At 70.2% G+C, this 17375-nt stretch carries 11 protein-coding genes; 4 read left to right on the top strand and 7 right to left on the bottom strand.

Features of this window, described 5'->3' with window-relative positions:
* Nucleotides 1-18 precede the first annotated feature (18 nt).
* The 3 genes from VF329_00290 to VF329_00300 are packed head-to-tail and all read right to left on the bottom strand — an operon-like array spanning nucleotide 19 to nucleotide 5424.
* Nucleotides 19-1350 (bottom strand): DUF1552 domain-containing protein, encoded by a 1332-nt coding sequence (locus VF329_00290; GenBank protein HEX7079438.1) that lies wholly within the window; start codon nucleotides 1348-1350, stop codon nucleotides 19-21.
* Between the two features lie 4 nt (nucleotides 1351-1354).
* Nucleotides 1355-3787 (bottom strand): DUF1592 domain-containing protein, encoded by a 2433-nt coding sequence (locus tag VF329_00295; protein HEX7079439.1) that lies wholly within the window; start codon nucleotides 3785-3787, stop codon nucleotides 1355-1357.
* Complete coding sequence (locus VF329_00300) at nucleotides 3784-5424, bottom strand: ankyrin repeat domain-containing protein (GenBank protein HEX7079440.1); 1641 nt, start codon at nucleotides 5422-5424, stop codon at nucleotides 3784-3786. Before VF329_00300 ends, VF329_00295 begins: the two co-directional genes overlap by 4 nt.
* Before the next feature lie 258 nt (nucleotides 5425-5682).
* Between VF329_00300 and VF329_00305 the strand changes: the two genes are divergently transcribed.
* On the top strand, nucleotides 5683-6906 hold the full coding sequence (locus tag VF329_00305; protein ID HEX7079441.1) for a GTPase: 1224 nt from the start codon (nucleotides 5683-5685) through the stop codon (nucleotides 6904-6906).
* 15 nt (nucleotides 6907-6921) lie between these two features.
* On the top strand, nucleotides 6922-8490 hold the full coding sequence (locus tag VF329_00310; protein HEX7079442.1) for a GTPase: 1569 nt from the start codon (nucleotides 6922-6924) through the stop codon (nucleotides 8488-8490).
* Between the two features lie 16 nt (nucleotides 8491-8506).
* Here VF329_00310 and VF329_00315 read toward each other — a convergent pair whose 3' ends face one another.
* From VF329_00315 to VF329_00330, 4 genes are all read right to left on the bottom strand, one after another.
* The gene (locus VF329_00315; GenBank protein HEX7079443.1) at nucleotides 8507-10468 is read right to left on the bottom strand and encodes a PAS domain S-box protein; all 1962 of its coding nucleotides are present in this window, start codon (nucleotides 10466-10468) and stop codon (nucleotides 8507-8509) included.
* 238 nt (nucleotides 10469-10706) lie between these two features.
* The gene (locus VF329_00320; protein HEX7079444.1) at nucleotides 10707-12839 is read right to left on the bottom strand and encodes a PQQ-dependent dehydrogenase, methanol/ethanol family; all 2133 of its coding nucleotides are present in this window, start codon (nucleotides 12837-12839) and stop codon (nucleotides 10707-10709) included.
* 121 nt (nucleotides 12840-12960) lie between these two features.
* The gene (locus VF329_00325) at nucleotides 12961-14007 is read right to left on the bottom strand and encodes a peptidyl-alpha-hydroxyglycine alpha-amidating lyase family protein (protein HEX7079445.1); all 1047 of its coding nucleotides are present in this window, start codon (nucleotides 14005-14007) and stop codon (nucleotides 12961-12963) included.
* 25 nt (nucleotides 14008-14032) lie between these two features.
* On the bottom strand, nucleotides 14033-15271 hold the full coding sequence (locus VF329_00330) for a HupE/UreJ family protein (protein ID HEX7079446.1): 1239 nt from the start codon (nucleotides 15269-15271) through the stop codon (nucleotides 14033-14035).
* A gap of 211 nt (nucleotides 15272-15482) precedes the next feature.
* Between VF329_00330 and VF329_00335 the strand changes: the two genes are divergently transcribed.
* On the top strand, nucleotides 15483-16688 hold the full coding sequence (locus tag VF329_00335) for a hypothetical protein (GenBank protein ID HEX7079447.1): 1206 nt from the start codon (nucleotides 15483-15485) through the stop codon (nucleotides 16686-16688).
* Between the two features lie 147 nt (nucleotides 16689-16835).
* A complete protein-coding gene (locus VF329_00340; protein ID HEX7079448.1) occupies nucleotides 16836-17336 on the top strand; it encodes a DUF6152 family protein in 501 nt (166 codons plus the stop codon).
* Nucleotides 17337-17375: the final 39 nt, after the last annotated feature.

The raw sequence follows: 17375 nt of genomic DNA on the forward strand, positions 1-17375 counted from the left end.
GCCGCCGGAATGCGGCCGTTAGGTGAGCTGCAGCCGGCCGGTGCTCGTGCCGATCGAGTCGACCTCGCAGCCCGCGAGGTCGGCCAGCGCGAGCAGCAGGTTCGCGGTGGGCTCCTCGTGCTGAACGGCGATGTGGAGGTTGCCTTCCAGGCGCCCGTTCGCTTTGCCGAGCAGCAGCGCCGGCGCGTTGTGGCGGTCGTGCTCGTTGCCGTTGCTCATGCCGCTGCCCCAGTAGATCACGGCCGCATCGAGCAGCGTGCCGTCGCCGTCCAGCGTCGCGCTCAGCTTCTCGGCGAACTCCGCGAGCTTCACGATCTGGTACGTCGTGATCCGCGCGTACTTCTCGATGCCTTCGGGCTTGTCGCCGTGATGCGAGACCGGATGGTGCGGCTCCGGAATGCCGATGTGCGCGTAGCTGCGGCTGCTGCCTTCGTGCCCGAGCATGAACGTGAAGACGCGCGTGAGGTCGGCCTGGAACGCGAGGTGCAGCAGATCGTAGGTAACGCTCAGATGCTCGTCGAACTGATCGGGAATGCCGACCGGTGCCGACGGCAGGTCCGTGAGCGAATGGGCGCGTGCCTGCATCCGCTGAAGCTGCGTCTCGACGCGACGCACGTTCGTGAGGTACTCGTCCAGGATGGCGTTGTCCGACGGGCCGAGCTTGCGCTCGAGCTTCTTCGCCTCCTCCATGACCGAGTCGAGCAGGCTTTGCTTCTGCTCGAGGCGCGCGAGACGCTGCTCGGCGGTGCCCGGATCGCCGAACATGCGCTCGAACGTGACTTGCGGATTGATGCCGACCGGCAGCGGGCTCGTGTCGTCGCGCCAGGAGATCGTGTTGAAGAACACGCACGGGAAGCCGTCGCAGGCGCCGGTCGACGTGCCCATGTCCTCCGTGCCGACCTCGAGCGAGCGCAGCGGCGTATCCTCCGCGATCGCGTCGGCGATGTATTGATCGACGGTCTTCCGCGACTCGATCCGGCTGAAGCTGCCGTGGTCGCCGACCGGACCCACGCCGTTCAGCCAGGCCGCGCTCGCTCCCATGTGCACGCCGCCCATGTCCGGTCTGCCGTCCGGCGCCTTCAACTTGCTGATCGTGGTCACGTAGTCCCGGTACGGCTCGAGCGCCTTCATGATCGGCTGGAACTCGAAGTCGCGCCCGACCTTCTCGGGATGCCACAGCTGCGGATAGACCCCGTTCGGCATGTAGACCGCGCCGAACCGGAACGGCCGCGGGGCCGCGCTCTGCGCGAAGGCCGGCACCATTGCATCCAGGAACGGCAAAGCCACCATCGAGCCCAACGCGCCGCGGAGGAAGGTGCGGCGATGCAGATGCTTCTTCGTGACGAACATGGTGCTACTCCCGGTTCTGCGCGATGCTCTCGGCCGCGTCGGCGGCCGCGGGCTTGGACCTCATCTGGAACGGAAGGCTGTCGACGATGCCGAGTATGATGGACATCATCCGGTAATCGTCCACGGCCGCATTTCTCAGAATCCGCCGGACGGCCGGCATGTCGGCCGGTTTGAGCCCCCGGCCGAGGGCATAGGTCAGAAGCTTCTCGGTGACCGTGCCGGCAAAGACCTCGGGCTTCGCCAGGATCGCCTCGCGAAGCTCGACCGGGCCGTTCACCTCGGTGCCGTCGACCAGCACGCCGGACGCGTCGATCTCGAGCCCATCGCGCGTCTCGTCCCGCCACTGCCCGACGGCGTTGAAATTCTCGAGCGCGAAGCCGATCGGATCGATGTCGTCGTGGCAGCCGGCGCACACCGGATTCTTCCGATGGATCTCGAGCTGCTCGCGGACCGTCGAGGGCCGATTCTTCGGCGCGCTGTCCTCGAGCGCCGGGACCACGGCCGGCGGCGGGTCCGGCGGGCTGTTCAGGAGGTTCGCGAGCACGAACTTGCCGCGAATGATCGGCGACGTGCGGCTCGCGGCGGACGTGAGCGACAGGAAGCTGCCGTGGCCGAGCAGGCCGAAGCGGTTCGGGTCGGTGAGCTCCACGCGGCGGAAGCGCGTGCCGTACACGCCGGGAATGCCGTAGTGCCGGGCGAGGCGCTCGTTCACGAACGTGTAATCGGCGGAGAGCAGCTCCAGCACGCTGCGGTTCTGCCGCACGACGTATCCGAACAGCATCTCCGTCTCGCGGCGAAAGGCCTTGCGCAGGTTGTCGTCGAAGTCCGGGAAGAGCAGCAGGTCCGGTATCACCCGCTGCTCGAGATTGCGCAGCTGCAGCCACTGCCCGGTGAAGTTCTCGACGAGCGCATCGGCACGCTCGTCGGCGACCATCCGGCGAACCTGCGCTTCGAGCACGTCTGGCTCGCGCAGCCGGCCCTGCTCGGCCAGGGCGAGCAGCTCCTCGTCCGGAATGCTCGACCAGAGGAAGAACGAGAGCCGTGACGCGAGCTCGATGTCGCTGATCGGGTGAACCGAGCCGGGCGCGAGATCCTCGGGGCTTCGCTCGGTGCGAAACAGGAACGACGGGCTGACCAGAATCCGCGCAAGGCCTGCGCGGATGCCGTCCTCGAAATCGCCGCCGTCGGCGCGCGCGCCTTCGTAGAACTCGAGCGGCGCAGCGATGTCGGCCTCGCCCACGGGCCGGCGGAACGCGCGCCGCGCGAGCGTGCCGAAGATCTCCTCGGCGCACGATCGCTCCTCGGTCGCGGATTCCGGATAGCAGACGAAAATGCGCGCCCGGCTCGGCGTGTCGCTGACGCCTCGCACGTCGTACGGCCCCTCGATGATGCCGAACTCGAGCCTCGGCAACCCGGAGGGGTTGTGTGCTTCCTGGGAGTCGCGCAGCGACGGCTGCCAGACGTCCTGCCGCATCGTCGGCTTCTCGACGAACGTGAAGCCGACGTCGTGCGGACCCGCCGTGACCGGGATCGGCGGCGACGTCAGGCGCTCGTCCATCGTAGCGCGGGAGATCGTGATGTTGTCCGAGCTCTCCTGGTGGTCCTCGGGACCGCCGATGGGCGCGCGGAACACCTCCTCGCCGTCGATCAGCACGATGAACTCGTGCGGCTCGTCGTGACCTTCGACGCCGACGTAGCCTTCGGCCACGGTGCTGAGCAGCCGGCCGGCGAACACGTAGTCCGCGTCGGCCGGGAAATAATGGCGTACCCGCATGCCGCCGCGCGTGCCGAGCGGCAGCCCTTCCATGCGCGCGTCCTGTGTGACCTCCGTGGGGATCTTGTACGTCGCGGCGGTCGGCACGGCGTCCGGATCACCGACGGCCAGCGCGCTCACGCGCAGTGCCGCCGTGAGGTACCGCTCGAGCAGCAGCGGCGACGTCGTGAGCGCGGCCGCGATGTTGTCGAAGCCGAAATCGCCCCCGTCGCTCGGCAAGAGCTCCGCCACGTCGACCTCGATGCCGAGCAGATCGCGGATCGCATTGCCGTATTCGGCGCGATTCAGGCGGTGCACGGGGGTGAACCCGGCATAGGGCCGCGCCTCGGCCGCGGCGTCGAGCGTGCCTTCGAGCGCGGCGACGAGCTCCGCGCGCACCTCGGGCGCGGGCTGCGGCCGGTCACGCGGCGGCATCATTCCGAGCCGCAGCTTGCGGATCGCTTTCTCGAACAGCGCGGCGTGCCCCGGCACATCCTCCGGGCGGAGCGACTCGAACGAGATGTCGCCCGTGTACTCGGTATCGTTGTGACAGTCGACGCAGTAGCGGTCGAGCACCGCCCAGTCGCTGCGGAGCACCGCCTCGGGCGACCGGCCGATCCACAGATAAGCGCCCGCGGCGGCCGCAGCCGCGGCACCCGCTGCGAAATACACGCGACGCCTCATTCGACGGAATCTCCGGCAGTGTCGGCGCTCGCCGTGCGAGGCGTGTACGGCTCGATCGGCACGCCGGCGGCGGCCATCAGCTCGCGCAGCGCGCCGGCCATCTCATCGAACGTGGCGTCGCCGCGGTTCGGCGGAGGCGCGCCGGCGGCCGGCGGCGGCTCCTCCGGCGGATTCTCGGCCAGCTGCAGCGGCGTGCGGCCCTCCGCGTCGACGACGTCGAGCGCGGCGCCCGCCTCGGCCAGCGCCCGGATCACGTCGAGGCGATGGCTCTTCACGGCGACGTGCAGCGCAGAATCGCCGTCCGGCGTTTTCGCGTCCGGGTTCGCCCCGGCCGCGAGCAGCAGCCTGACCGCCTCCGCCGGATCGCGCGTGCCCGGCTCGCGGAACTCGGGAGGGCCGAGCCGCAGGTCGCCCGGCCCGCCGGACGGGGGCACGCCCTGGCCGCCGTTCATCGCGACGAGGATCGGCGCCTTGCCGACGTTCGCGTTCGGCCCCGGCCCGGCATCGGCCACGCGCGACGGGCTCCATTCGAGGTCCGCGCCGTGCTCGATCATGAGCGCGAGCGCGTCGAGGTCGGCGGCCACGGCCGCGCGATAGAACGGCGACGCGTTCGCGTACGTGTCGCAGCACATCGAATACGAATGCAGCTGGCCCACGAACGGCTGGTTCGGGTCGGCGCCGGCCTCGAGCAGCAACGCGATCAGGTCGAGCGCCGAGTGCTCGTTCGGGTGATCGGGCCGCAGGCGGGAGCCGTCGTGCGCGTACCAATCGGTCGTCGCGTCGCGCATCTCGACGGCGTAGTACAGCGAGCCGTCGTTCGGGTCGGCGCCGTGCTCGAGCAGCCACGCGGCGAGGTCGAGCCGATCGTTCACGATCGCGATCATCATCGCGGTCGCGCCGTCGCCGTTCTTCAGGTTCACGTTGGCGCCCGCCTCGACGAGCCGGCGGACGACCTCGTCGTGACCGTTGCGGGCGGCGAACATCAGCGCCGTGAAGCCGCCGGTGGGGAAGTCGGCGTTGATGCTGCGCTTGGTCAGCTCGCTGACGCGGGCTTGGCGATTCGGATCGGCGCCGGCGGCGAGGAGCAGGTCGACGACTTCCGTGTGGCCGTCGACCGCGGCCCACATCAGCGGCGTCTGCTCCTGGAACGCATCGGCCGCGTTCGGGTCGGCGCCGTGATCGAGCAGCAGCTTCACGGCCTCCGTGCTTCCGGTCCGGGCCGCGGCCATCAGCGGAGTGGCGCCCTCGGGGTGTGCGAGCGAAGCGTCGGCGCCGGCCTCGAGCAGCGCGCCGATCATCGCCGCGTCGCCGGTACGGCTCGCCTGAAGCAGCGGCGTCATGCCGAAGTCGTTCGCGACGTTCGGATCGGCACCGGCGGCGAGCAGCGCGCGGGCCATCTCGAGGTCGGACGCGTAGGATGCCCAGAGGAGGGCGGTGGAGCCGTCGTTGGCCGGCGCGTCGACGTCCGCGCCGTCGCGAATGAGGGCGAGAAGCGTCTCGAGATCGCCGTCGCGGGCGGCGTCGGCCGCCGGGCTGCCGGCGGCGAAGGCGGTGGGGCCGAGCAGGACCAGAGCGGCGAGCGCGGCGGACAGGGCCCGTGGGGCTGCCGCGCCGACGCGCGGAACCGGTGTTCGCATGCGACTTCTCCCCTCGACACGAACGGCCGCGCACCGGCCGGATCCACCTTTGCGGCGGGCCGCGCGGTCGCACCGTCCTCGAGAATACTCCTCGATGCACGACCAAGCCAGAGCAGGGAACTCCTATCGTTTCCGCTGCGGCAACGCGCCGTCGATGTGGCCGGGGCGGCCGCGCGGCGGGCCCCGCGGATGGCGCGGCCGGGCCGCCTGCCCGCACAATCTCGCGATGATCGTGCTCCACGCTTTGCGGTGACGAGGATGCCCGGGGAAACCCTTACCCGCGCCTGGCGGGTCATCCGCGACGTCGTGCTGAGCCCGGCGCCGGATGCGGCCGGCGGCCCCGACGTCGCTGCGCTCGCCCGCGAGCGGGCCCCGGTCGTCTGGCTGCTCGGCAAGGTGCAGTCGGGCAAGACCTCGATCGTGCATGCGATCACCGGGCATCCGGACGCCGAGATCGGCCGCGGCTACCGCCCGTGCACGCGCACCGCGCGCGTCTTCGACTTTCCGCCCGACGTCCCGGTGATCCGGTTTCTCGACAGCAGCGGGCTCGGGGAGGCCGGCTACGATCCGACGGAGGACCTCGCGAAGCTCGAGCAGCGCGCCCACGTCGTGCTCGCCGTCGCGCGCGCGATGGACACGAGGCAGGACGAGATTCTTCGCGTGCTGCGGGATGTCCGCGCACGCCATCCGGACTGGGCCGTGGTCCTCGCGCAGACCTGGCTCCACGAGGGGTATCCGGACGGCGCCGATCACCCGCCATACGAGGCCTTGGCGACGGCGCCCGGGCTCGACGACCTGCGGCGCAGCCTGGCTCGCCAGGCCGCGGACTTCGCGGCGCTGCCCGGCACCGGCGCCGTGCATGCCGTGCCGATCGATTTCACCCGGACGGAGGAAGGGTACCGCGACCCCCGCTACGGCCTCGACGCCCTGCTCGACGCGCTCGAGCGTGCGGGCACGGCCGGCATGGACGTGATCCTGCGTTCCGTTGCGGCCGCGGGCAGCCGCTCGCTCGCCGAGCGCGCCCGGCCCCACGTCCTCGGCTACGCGCTCGCCGCGGCGGCCGCGGACGCGGTGCCGATGGTCGGCGTCGTGACCGTTCCGACGATTCAGGGCAAGATGCTTCACAGCATCGGGCGCATCTACGGGATCGGCTGGAATCGAGCGACGCTGCGAAGCTTCGCCGCTTCGCTCGGCACGGGCACGGCCGTCGGGCTCGGAGTCCGTTTCGGCGCGCGGCAGCTCGCGAAGCTGATTCCGGGATACGGCCAGACCGTCGGCGCGGCCGCCGCGAGCACGGCGAGCTTCACGATCACGTACGCGCTCGGCCGCGCCGCTTGCGAGTACCTCGGCGCGGGGCGCCGGGGCGGCGCAGCGGACGACGTGGCGCAGGTCTATCGCGAGTCGTTGCAGGAAGCGCTCGACATGGTGCGAATGCGAAGGTCCGCGCCCACCGCGCCCGGCACCGAGGGCTCCGGCGAGTAGCCGATTCGTTCGCCGATGACCGAACAGCGCAACGACACGCCTCGCGACCGCCGCCGCGCCTCGGCCCGGGCGGCATGGCGCTTCGAGGCGACCGCCGCGGTCCTGCTGACCTTGCCGGTGCTCGCGCTGCTCGCCGCCGGCGTCGCGTGGCTGTGGCGGCAGGGTTGGCTCGCGTGGTGGCTGCTGGCCGCAATGACGCTGACGGCCGCCGTCTGGGGGGCGCTGCGCTGGCGCCACCGGGCGCGGCGCCCGCCGCCGGGCGTCCGGACCCCGACGATCACGCCGGCCGATCCGACGTGGGCGCCGCACGAGCTGGACGCATGGGAGACCGTCCGGCGGCTCAGCAGCGAGGCCGATACGGCCTGGCTCGAGAGCCACCGCCTGATGATCGCGGCCGCGCAGCGCACGATCGAGGAAGTGGCGCGGCATTACCACCCGGGCCGCGCGGAGCCGGCGCTCGAGTTCACGCTGCCGGAGGTGCTCCTGCTGACCGAGCGGGTCAGCGCGCGGCTGCGCCGGGTGCTGCTCGAGCACGTGCCGCTGTCGCATCGGCTGAAAGCGGGCCCGTTGATGCGGGCGTGGGGCTACCGGCCGCTCGTCGTGGCCGGCTTCGAGCACGGCCTGAAGCTCTATGCGCTGATGCGGGTCGGGCGCATGGTCAGCCCGTGGCACGCGCTCATCGCCGAGCTCCGCGATCACTTCGTCGGCGATCTGTTCAACAGCCTGCAAGCGAGCGTCCGGCAGCGGATCGTTCGGCTCTGGGTCGAGGAGGTGGGCCGCGCGGCGATCGAGCTCTACTCGGGGCGGTTGCGCGTCGACGCGCTAGAGCACGCGGCCTTCGCGGCGGCCGAAGGGCTCGAAGGGGTCGCCCTGCCGGCAGCGCCGCCGGGTGCGCTGCGCATCCTGATCGCGGGCCGGACGAACGCCGGCAAGTCGACGCTCGTGAACGATCTGCTCGGCGAGCTCGGCGCGGGCGTGGACGTGCTGCCGCTCACGGCCGGCTTCGAGGGCTACGAGCTGCGGCAAAGCGGGCTACCGCCGGCGTACCTGATCGACTCCCCGGGCGTCGACGACGACGCCGGCGTCGCGGAGCTCGTCGATCGGGCGTTCGCCTGCGACCTGCTCGTCTGGGTCACGGCCGCGCACCGCCCCGACCGGGCGCTCGATCGCGCCGCGCTCGACGCCGTGCGCGGCCGGTTCGGGGCGGAGCCGGCACGAAAAATGCCGCCGCTCGTCATCGTCGCGAGCCACGTGGATCGGCTCTCTCCGGCGCGCGAATGGGCGCCGCCTTACAACGTCGACCTGCCGGTGAGGCCGAAGGAGCGGTCCATGCGCGAGGCGCTCGACGCGATCGCGGAGGATCTCGCCGTGCCGGTCGAGACGATCGTGCCGATGCGGCTCGACGGCACGCCGCCGTACAACCTCGAAGCGCTGTGGCTGCGGCTGGAGGGCGTCGTCGACGAAGCGCAGCGGGCGCGATGGGTGCGCGTGCTGCGCACGGCGATCGGCGAGGACGGGTGGAAGCGATCGTGGCGCCAGGTGCTCGGCGCCGGCCGAGTGGTCGGCGAGCTCGTGAAGCGCTAGCGCGCTCCCGCCTTCGCTAGGCTGCCGCGCCCTTCTCGACGGCGGCCGGGGCGCTTTCGAGCACGTGCGCGAGCGCTGCGCGATCGACGGGCTTCACGAGATGCGCGTCGAAGCCCACCTGCTCCGCGCGGGCGACGTCCTCTCTGCGGCCCCAGCCCGTCAGCGCGACGATGGTCGGCCGCTTCCCCATGTTCTCCGCGCGCAGCCGCCGGCAGACCTCGAAGCCGTCCATGATCGGCATGCCGAGGTCGAGGAAGATCACGTCGGCGGCGAATTGCTGCGCGCGCCGCAGCGCCGACGGCCCGTCGTACTCGGTGACCGTCTCGTGTCCCATGAGCGCGAGGAGCCGAGCGAGCGAATCCGCGCCGTCGACGTTGTCGTCGACGATCATCACGCGCTTCGCGCGTCCCGCCGCGCCCTCGCGCTCGCTCGGCTTCACGGCCGCCGACTGCGGCAGCGCTATGGGCAGCCGCACGATGAACTTGCTGCCGGCGGCAATGCCGCCGCTGCGCGCTTCGACGCTTCCGCCGTGCAGCTCCACGAGCCGGCGGACGAGCGACAGTCCGATGCCGAGGCCGCCGAGAAAGCGCTTGCCGCGGCGTGGGCTCTGATAGAACTTGTCGAAGACGCGGCCGATCTCCTCGCTCGTGATGCCGATGCCGTCGTCCGCGACGGATATCGTCACGACGTTGCTTTCGCACGCGGCCGCGAGACGCACGGCTCCCGGCCTGTCGGTGAACTTCGCGGCGTTCGTCAACAGGTTCGTGAATACCTGCGTCAGCCGAACGATATCGCCGTGGAGAGGCACGGGCTCGTAGGGCAACGATACCGTAAGCGCCTGCTCGCAGCGCTCGAGCATCGGCCGGCTCGCTTCCACGGCCGCGTGGATCACGTCCGCGAGGAGAATGCGCTCCTTGCGGAGCTCGAGCTTGTCGCGCGTGATGCGCGACAAGTCGAGCAGATCGTCGATCAGCCGCTCGAGGTGGCGAACCTGCCGGTCGATCACGTCGCGGCACCATTCGTCCGCTCCGCCGTACGAGTGCCGAAGCAGCTCGGCGGCGTTCTTCAGCGGCGCGAGAGGATTGCGCAGCTCGTGCGAGAGCGTCGCGAGGAAGTCGTCCTTCAGGCGATCGGCTTCCTGAAGCGCCTGCTCCGCCCACTTCCGCTCGCTGATGTCGAGCACGATCGCGGCCGTCTGCACGGGACGGCCCAGCGGGTCGCGCAGGAAATTCGCGGCCACGTGCACCCATCTCACCGTGCCGTCCTTGCGCACGTAGCGCTTCTCCTTGTGATACATGCCCGCCGGGTCGGCCAGCGCCGCGAGCACGATCTCGACGTCCGCGTCGCGCTCGTCCGGGTGATCGAGATCGAACGGGCTCATCGTCAGCAGCTCCTCGCGGCTGTAGCCCGTGATCTCGCAATAGCGGTCGTTCACTTTGACGAAGCGGCCCTCAGCGTTCACCTGCACCGCGCCGACGGCCACGTTGTCGAAGAAGCCGCGGAAATTCGCCTCGCTGTCCTGGAGCGCCGCCCGCGCCGCGCGCTGGATCTCCTCGCGCTCGGTCACGTCGACCATCACGGCCGTGGCGCCGTTGACGACGTCGCCGGCCCCGCGGACCGGGGTGACGTAGTACAGGACGATGCGGCGAGTCATGTCCGGGCGCACGACGATGGCTTCCAGCCCCTCGCATGCGCGCCCTTCGCGCAAGGCAATCGCCATCGGGGAGTCTGCGTGCGCCAACGGCGTGCCGTCGGGCGCGAGCAGCGTGCCGGATCCGCAGAAGCGATCGGCGGGGTCGTTCAAGCGCGGCGAGCGGCCCCAGAGCTCGGCCGCCCGCTGGTTGTAGCCCGTGATGAGGCCGTCTGCGCCGCACGTATAAGCCGCTGCCGGCAGCATGTCGAGCACCGGCATGTCGGGAACCGCATGGGCCGGTGTGGCCGGCGACGGCGGCCCGACGACTTGCTCGGAAAGAGGCATCCGCCGCCCTCTCGCTTCCGCTGGAAGAGTAGTAGTTATCGAATCGAGCGAGGTCAGGCGCGAGACGATACCAACAATGAGCGGGTGTTGTCACCGTGCACGTTGAATCGCAGCGCCGTTCGCCTCCGGCAGCGCTCGCCGCGTGTCGCGGCATGGCGACACGCTACGGTGGCGCGTAAGGCGTGCCGAAGCGAGCGTCGACTCGCCCGACGCGAGCGTCAGTCGGCCGGCGCGAGCGTCAATTCGCCGCGGACTCGAGAAGCGCGTCGCGCTGGGACAGCACGTAGCTGCGCAGCGCGGCGACGTCCGCGTCGCTGAGCCAACTGAACGTGGGCATGCCGAGGCCCGCGTACGCGCCGCCGCGGACGATCTGCTCGAACGCGTCGAACGTCGCGGACGACGCGTACCGAAGGTCGGCGATCGTTCCGGCGCTTGCCGCATTCACGCCGTGGCACATCGAGCAGCGCTGCGCGTAAAGCTCGGCGCCGCGGGCGATTTGCTCGGGCGTCGAGTCGTGCTCGATCACGGTGAGGGCCGGCTTCTCGATACCGCGCACCGGCTCGAGCTCCGCTTCGCCGTCCAGCGTGAACGTCCAGAGGCGACCGGTCGCTTTGTATTGGCCCGTCGGGTTGCGGCCGTAGAGGGCGCTCGCGCCGCCGATGCCCGACAGCACCGAGACGTACTGCTTCCCGTCGATCATGTAGGTGCTCGGCGCGGCCATGATCCCGTGGCCGAGATCGACTTCCCAGAGCTTCTCCCCGTTATCGGCCCGGTAAGCGACGAATCGGCCGGTGTCCGTCCCTTGAAAGACGAGATTGCCGGCCGTCGTCAGCGTTCCGCCGCCGGATGCGTCCGAATGCGGCACGGTCCAGCGCGCCTCCTGCTTCACCGGGTCCCACGCGAGCAGGAAGCTCGCGGCCGGCGCTTCGCCCGTGCCCGGCTCGTACGCCGACTCCGGCAGCGCGGGCGCACCGGTAACGCCGAAGCTCGCGGCGAGATCGACGCCGAGGTTCCATCCGTTCGGACGGAACTCGAAATCCGGGTCGAGGTTGTAGGCGAAGCTGCTGTCCGATGCCGGAACGTAGACGAGACCCGTCTGCGGGTTGTACGACATCGGCTGCCAGTTGTGGCCGCCGCCGGGGCCCGGGAAGATGGTCGCCAGCGCCTCGCCGAAGCGCGCTTGCGACGTCTCTATCGGGCGGCCGGTCTCGAGGTCGACGCCCGACGCCCATGTGACGTGCGTGTAGGGTTCGGCCGAAAGCAGCTCGCCGGTGAGCCGGTCGAGCACGTAGAAGAAGCCGTTCTTCGGCGCCTGCATGATCACCTTGCGCTCGCGCCCGTCGATCACGAGATCGGCGAGCGTGAGCTGCTGCACGGCCGTGTAGTCCCAGGTGTCGCCGGGCGTCGTCTGGTAGTGCCAGACGAGCTCGCCGGTATCGACGTCGAGCGCGAGGATCGACGAAAGATAGAGGTTGTCGCCGCCGCCCGGGCTGCGGATGCTCTGCACCCACGGCGAGCCGTTGCCGGTGCCGACATAGAGGAGCCCGGCCTCGGGGTCGTAGGCGAACGCGTCCCATGCGGTGCCGCCGCCGCCCATCTTCCACCATTCGCCGGTCCACGTTTTCGCGGCCGCCTCGAGGGCGGGCGACTCGAACGGCTTCGACGGATCGCCGGGCACCGTGTAGAAGCGCCAGACGAGCTCGCCGGTGTCCGCGTCGTACGCCGAGACGAAGCCGCGCACCCCGAGCTCCGCGCCGCCGTTGCCGATCACGACCTTGCCGTCCACGACGCGCGGCGCGCCGGTGATCGTGTAGGGCTGATCGACGGGCGTCGTCTGCACCTGCCAGACCGGCTCCCCGGTCGCGGCATCGAGCGCCACGAGCCGCCCGTCGATGACGCCGACGAAGACTTTGCCTTCGTAGAGCGCGACGCCGCGGTTGACGACGTCGCAGCAGGCCCGCGATCCGCGCGTGCGATCCGCTTGCGCGTCCCAGCGCCACAGCTCCTCGCCGGTACGTGCGTCGAGCGCGAAAACGTTGCTCCAGCTGGTCGTCGCGTAGAGCACGCCGTTCGACACGAGCGGCGTCGCCTCGAGCCCCCGCAGCGAGCCGGTGTCGTAATACCAGGCGAGACCGAGGCGGCCGACGTTGTCGGCGTCGATCTGCTCGAGCGGGCTGAACCGCGTCTCGGCATAGTCGCGGCCGTAGGTGAGCCACTCCTCCCCGGACCGGGCGGCATCGATCAGCGCCGCGTCGTCGGGCCCCGGCGCGGCGCGATCGGATCCATGGTCCGGCTGCGCGCCGCCGGTCTGCGGCAACGCCGCGATCGCGGCGGCGATGGGCAAGGTGCCGAGTAGGCTTCTCATTCTCATTCTGATCCCTCGAAACCGGGCCGGCTGCTCGCCGGCGTTGCTTTCATAAGTATCACACCGGCGCCGGGGCAGGCAGCGTCCGCGGGGTTTCGGGGCGGCTCGGAGGCCGCGGTCGGCGGGCTCAGGGCCGCACTCGGACGTACTTCTGCAAGCGCCGCGGGCGCGGCTCCCCGGCATAGATGTTGCCCGCCCGATCCGCCGCGGCGAACTCCGCGCCGTTGCCGGCGGTGTCGCGCGGATCTCCCCACGGATAGAGGATGAATTCCTCGACCCAGCCGGTGGCGGCATCGCCGATCCGAATGCCCATCTCCCAGCCCGGGTTCTGCACGTTGTCGGACTCGGAGTCCGCGACGTAAATGCGGCCGTTCTCGTCGAAGAAGATGCCGCTCGGCCGGCCGAACTGCGTCCATGTGGCGAGGTGATTACCGTCCTGGTCGAAGAGCTGGATGCGGTTGTTCGAGCGGTCGGCGACGAACACGCGGCCGCGGGCGTCGATCGCGATGGAATGCAGCGTGCGGAACTCGCCCGGCGCGTACCCGGTGCGTCCCCACGCCTTGATGAACGTGCCGTCGCTCGAGAACTTCACGACACGATTGTTCGTATTCTCGCCGTGACCGTCCGCGACGAAGATGTCGCCGTTGTCGGCGACGACGACGTCCGCGGGTGCGTTGAAGTGGGATTCGTCGTTGCCGGGCACGCCGGGAGTGCCGAGCGTCATCAGCACTTCGCCTTCCGCGCTGAACTTCACGACCTGGTGGCCGCGGCCGTCTCCGGGAGTGCGCTCGGAGTCGGCGGCGTCCGTGACCCAGACGTTGCCCTCGGCGTCGACGTCGATCCCGTGCGGCCAGATGAACATGCCGCCGCCGAAGCTCGTCACGGCATTGCCTTCCGGATCGAACTTCACGACGACGTCGAGATCGGAGTCGAGGCACTCCCAACCGAAGCGCTCCGGACCGGCGTCGCAGCGGAGGATCGCCCAGACGTGCTGCCCGTCGGGATCGATGTCGATATCGCCGACGGCGCCGATCTCGCGCCCGCCCGGCAGCTTCGCCCAGCCGTCGACGGCACGATACGGGTTCGGCAGCGCCTGAGCGGCCGCCTGCGCGGCCGCCGCGACCGCCGCGACGACGCCGAAGGCCGAGAGGAAGAGCCGGTTGTCGCCTCGCATGACCTCACCCTCCCAACAAGAAAGGTCACCAGAACGCGCGGAGCGCCGCGAAGCGCTCGGCCATCCAGTGCCACGCCGTGTGGCCGACGATCGCGGACAGGATGATCGCGCCGACGGTGTCGGGCACGGCGCAGCGAAACGTCAGATTCAGCAGCGGGACGAGGGCGAGCAGCACGGCGAGCTGGCCGAGCTCGACCCCGACGTTGAACGACAGCAGCGACGTCAACGCATGATCGCCGGCGAATTGCATCGTCTCCCGCAACGCGAACGAGAATCCGAAGCCGTGGACGAGGCCGAAGGCGGCGGCGACGGCCCAGCGTGCGCGGAGCAACCGGTCGACGGCGCTCGCCGGCACGCCGCCGCCCGAAGCGCCGGCGGTCCGCCAAACGAAGACGACGTTCTCGAGCGCCATGTAGACGATCGACGCAGCGATCAGCGTCTCGATCAGCGGCGGAAACCAGAGCGCTTGCGGCGCCGCGCCGAGGCCCGCGGCGATCAGCGTCGCGGAGTGCCCCGCCGTGAACGCCGTGACGATCCACACGAGCGCGCGCCAATCGCGGCGAAACGGCACGACCAGACACAGCAGGAACAGGAGATGATCGATGCCGTCGAGAATGTGGCGGAACCCCTGTGCAGCGAATCTCAGCAGCGCCTGGTGCCACCGCGGGTCGAGCCCCACCTTGCCCGGATCGCCGTCGAGCCGGAACACGCGCTCGTTGCCGTCCGGGGTCACGAAGCGGACCGTGCTCACGACGCGCAGACCCAGGCGCTCGAGCCGCGGGCGGATCGCGAACCGCGAGCGGTCGGACTCTATCGGCGCCTCGAAGAGCGCATCGATCAGCGCCTGCGACCACACGAGCTGCGTGCCCTGCGGCAGCGGCGGTCCGAGCGTGTGCGCGAGCGCCGTGTCGAACGCGGCGAACGAGCGGTCGCTCGGGATCGACGCCTGCACGGCCACGAGCTCGAGATGCGGCAGCCGCCGCCCGTCCTCGTACATCTCGATATCGTTCGCGAGCCATACGAGCGCGGCGTGTCGCAGCGATCGGTCGGCGCGAGCCACGTCCAGATACCCGGGCCCGAACGTCGGGAACTCGACGTCCTGCATCGATTCGAGCGGCGCCCGCACGAGGAGTCGAAGCCGGTCGCCTTCCGGCTTCACGATGATCCGCACCGCGACGTCCGCCGGGATCTCGTGCCCGAGCGCCGTCGGCAGCGCCGTGATTGCGACGGCGCCGAGCCACGCCACGGCGACGAAGCGCTTCACTCCCCCGCGTCTCCCGCCTTCGGCTTACCTCGATATCCTCTCGGAGCGTACAATTTTCATAGGAGCCACGACAGCCCCGCGGGCGAGAACGCCGCGTCCGCGAACGACGACCAACGACCGACGCCGGGCGCCTCAGGATGCTCGCCCGCCGGAATCGAAGAGCAGGGCGCGGACAGGGAACGGCCGCGAGCTCCGCCGAACGGGGGAAGCCATGAATCGTCGAACCGCATTCCTGGGTCTCTTCGGAACCGCGATCGTGCTGGCCGGCTGCGGCGGTCCTCCGGCAGCACAACCGGCCGGCGGCGAGGGCGGCGCGGCCGGCGAAGGCGGCGAGCGGATGGCGCCGCGCTTCGAGGTCGACCCCTTCTGGCCGAAGCCGCTGCCGAACCACTGGATCCTGGGCTCGGCCGTCGGCGTCTCCGTCGACTCGCGCGATCACGTGTGGATCATCCACCGGCCGCAGTCGCTGAACATGCAGACGGAAGCGAGCGCGGGGACGAACGCGCCCGCGGACGGTTGCTGCACGGCCGCGCCGCCCGTGCTCGAGTTCGACCCGGAGGGCGATCTCGTCGGCTACTGGGGCGGACCCGGCGAGGGCTACGACTGGCCGCAGTCGAATCACGGCATCACGGTCGACCACATGGACAACGTCTGGATCGGCGGCAACGGCGAGAACGACGCGCACATCCTGAAGTTCTCGCGGGACGGCCGTTTCCTGCTGCAGATCGGCGAACCGGGCGCGAGCGGCGGGAGCAACGACACCGAGAACTTCGGCCGCGTCGCGAAAATCTCGATCGACCCCGTGGAGAACGAGGCCTACGTCGCCGACGGCTACGGCAACCGCCGCGTCGCCGTGCTGGATGCGAATACGGGCGAGCTTCTCCGCTACTGGGGCGCTTACGGCAACCGCCCGGACGACACGGACTTGGGCCCGTACGACCCGAGCGCGCCGCCGGCCCGGCAGTTCCGCAACCCGGTGCACTGCGCGCAGCCGTCGGTGGACCGCCTGATCTATGTTTGCGACCGCGTGAACGACCGCATCCAGGTGTTCCACCCGGACGGGACGTTCGTGAGCGAGCTCAGGGTCGCGCCCGAGACGCGCGGGGCCGGCTCCGTCTGGGACATCGCGTTCTCGAAGGATCCCGAGCAGACGTACATCTATCTCGCGGACGGCCTGAACGAGCGCATCTACATCATCGAGCGCGAGTCGATGGAGATTCTGACGAGCTTCGGCGACGGCGGCAGACAGCCGGGGCAGTTCTTCGGCGTGCACAGCATCGCGACCGACTCGCAGGGGAACATCTACACCACCGAGACTTACGAAGGTAAGCGGCTGCAGAAGTTCGTGTTTCGGGGGCTCGCGCCGGTCCCGGGCGAGCCGCAGGGCGCCCCGTGGCCCGCCGGCGGCCGGGATTGACGTGCTTGCCGATCCCGGGCATTGGTATTCCGGTTATTTCCGGCACTATCATTCGAGCGCGGCACCGGCGACGAGGCGGGACGCTTGCAGCTTCGGTAGAATCGCAGCGAGAGCTTCCCCGGAGAAGGGGTAACGGAGTCTTCGGAAATGAAAGCAGAGCGTAGAGTCGGCGCGTTCGCCGCCGCAGCGTTCACGGCCGCCGCCGCGGCTGCCTTTACCGTCAGCATGCCCGCTCATGCGCATCACTCGTTCGCGATCTACGACGCCTCGGTCACGAAGGTGTTCACCGGCGTGGTCACGCGCGTGAATCCGGACGCGAACCATCTGCAGATCTTCTTCGCGCCGATGAACGACGAGCGCACCAACGTGATCCGGGACGAGGCCGGAGAGCCGATCATCTGGGCGGTCGAGATGGCCGGCTCCGCGCAATCGGCGCGGGAGGGCGTGTCGGTCAACACGTTCCCGCCGGGCACGGTCTTCAGCGTCGCGCTGCATCCGCTCAGGAGCGGCGAGCATGCAGGCAGCCGGCGAGGCACGCCGATGTTCAAGTGCCCCGAACGTACCCCTCCGAAGCCCGGGATGCACTGCGATTCGGTCGAGGGGCACATCGCGATCGGCGAGGGCGCGTTGCCGAAGCCGACGGAGTAAGCCGAGCCTCGCGGCCGCTCGCGCGCGGAGCGCGACGCT

The organism is Gammaproteobacteria bacterium (genome assembly GCA_036381015.1).
Lineage (GTDB): Bacteria > Pseudomonadota > Gammaproteobacteria > Steroidobacterales > Rariloculaceae > ZC4RG20.

Bases quoted from the DNA above. Each gene is read 5' to 3' on its own strand.
- VF329_00305 (HEX7079441.1), top strand. From the start codon at position 5,683: ATGCCCGGGGAAACCCTTACCCGCGCCTGGCGGGTCATCCGCGACGTC.
- VF329_00310 (HEX7079442.1), top strand. From the start codon at position 6,922: ATGACCGAACAGCGCAACGACACGCCTCGCGACCGCCGCCGCGCCTCG.
- VF329_00315 (HEX7079443.1), bottom strand. From the start codon at position 10,468: ATGCCTCTTTCCGAGCAAGTCGTCGGGCCGCCGTCGCCGGCCACACCG.
- VF329_00325 (HEX7079445.1), bottom strand. From the start codon at position 14,007: ATGCGAGGCGACAACCGGCTCTTCCTCTCGGCCTTCGGCGTCGTCGCG.
- VF329_00340 (HEX7079448.1), top strand. From the start codon at position 16,836: ATGAAAGCAGAGCGTAGAGTCGGCGCGTTCGCCGCCGCAGCGTTCACG.
- VF329_00335 (HEX7079447.1), top strand. From the start codon at position 15,483: ATGAATCGTCGAACCGCATTCCTGGGTCTCTTCGGAACCGCGATCGTG.
- VF329_00290 (HEX7079438.1), bottom strand. From the start codon at position 1,350: ATGTTCGTCACGAAGAAGCATCTGCATCGCCGCACCTTCCTCCGCGGC.
- VF329_00320 (HEX7079444.1), bottom strand. From the start codon at position 12,839: ATGAGAATGAGAAGCCTACTCGGCACCTTGCCCATCGCCGCCGCGATC.
- VF329_00300 (HEX7079440.1), bottom strand. From the start codon at position 5,424: ATGCGAACACCGGTTCCGCGCGTCGGCGCGGCAGCCCCACGGGCCCTG.
- VF329_00295 (HEX7079439.1), bottom strand. From the start codon at position 3,787: ATGAGGCGTCGCGTGTATTTCGCAGCGGGTGCCGCGGCTGCGGCCGCC.